This is a genomic window from Facklamia sp. P12945 (assembly GCF_050409485.1).
Lineage (GTDB): Bacteria > Bacillota > Bacilli > Lactobacillales > Aerococcaceae > Facklamia.
Window position 1 is genome coordinate 1 of the sequence record NZ_JBNUPJ010000050.1, and the last position, 1,562, is coordinate 1,562.

Below are 1,562 nucleotides of genomic sequence, written 5' to 3' on the forward strand. Positions count from 1 at the left end.
GGTTCTATAATTTATAGGGTTGATGGCCGAAGGCCTCAACTCTATTTTTTACTTTAGGGTACAAAAAAGGACAGATCTCCTGTATATTATAAGCGACTAAACCACAATAAAGGAGAGCTGTCCCATGTCACACATTATATCATCTTTACTCGGATTAAACGATAAAAACATCACAATTAATGACCAAAAATTTTCAAAAATTTCGATTAAAGGCCGTTTATCTTTCTTATTAACGGGTCAATTAATAGAGCCTATTAGTCATTGCCCTTGTTGTGGGCAATCAGCAATTAACTATTCAATCGTTAAAAATGGCTCTCGTACATCGCGCATTCAATTAATACCGATGGCAGGTTATCCCACTTATTTAGATTTAAAAAAACAGCGTTATTACTGTAAATCTTGTCACTCATCCTTTACCGCTCAAACGCCTGAAGTCGCTCGTCACTGTCATCTATCTAATCATTTGAAACGATATATCGCTGATCAGTTAACACATACGATATCAGAAACTTATATCGCTCAACTGGTGCATGTATCGATTCATACAGTCCGTCGTGTGACGAATCAAATGGCACAGCACCTTCAATTCAAACCGCTACATTCCTTACCACAACACCTTTGTTTTGATGAATTTAAAAGTGTTCGAACGATTGATGCTGCGATGAGTTTCATTTACTGTGACGCTAAAACGCATCGATTAGTTGATTTGTTCTTTGATCGCAAACAGTCTTCATTAATCCGTTATTTTCAACAATTTCCGTTGGAAACCCGTCAATCGGTTCAAACGATAACGATTGATATGTACCGACCGTATATGGATTTAATTCAAAAAGTTTTTCCAAAAGCACAAATTATTATTGATAAATTCCATCTCATTCAAGCTTTAAATCGTGAGCTGAATCGGACACGAATTCATGTGATGAACACCTTCCGAAACAAAGACAATCGACTGTACAATAAACATAAACGCTACTGGCGCCTAATCATGACACCAAGAAATAAATTACACACCACTACTTATCAGCGCTATCGATTATTTGATTGGATCACAAACACCAGTGGTATCGTTGATTATTTATTAACATCAAGTAGCGAATTAAAAGTCACTTACGAGGTCGTTCATCATTTAAGAGAAGCCCTTCAAGACCTTCGAATCGATCGATTTGAGTTTTGGGTCAACTATGGCCTAACATTACCCGTTTCAAAAAAATTAAAGACCGTTTTAAGAACCTTTAAACGCTATCACACTTTTATTCAAAACACCTTTAACTATTCAACCTTAACGAATGGCCCAATTGAAGGGCTAAACAATAAAATCAAGGTGCTGAAACGAAATGCCTATGGCTATCGTAATTATTTACATTTTAAAAATAGAATTTTATTGATGATGCGCTTATACTTGCCCAATCAATCATCTACGTCGGTTACTTTTTGACAATTTATCTCATAATAAAACCGGTCGATCATTCATGCGCTTATAATAATTGTTGATCTGTAAAAAAAGAGGTGAAGTAACCAGTCGGTTACCTCACCTACTCATCAACCCTATTTGACAAAGAGCC

At 36.0% G+C, this 1,562-nt stretch carries 1 protein-coding gene; it reads left to right on the top strand.

The window, feature by feature from the left end:
- Positions 1–124: 124 nt before the first annotated feature.
- Complete coding sequence (locus ACQV2X_RS08640; protein WP_428874602.1) at positions 125–1,435, top strand: ISL3 family transposase; 1,311 nt, start codon at positions 125–127, stop codon at positions 1,433–1,435.
- Positions 1,436–1,562 lie beyond the last annotated feature (127 nt).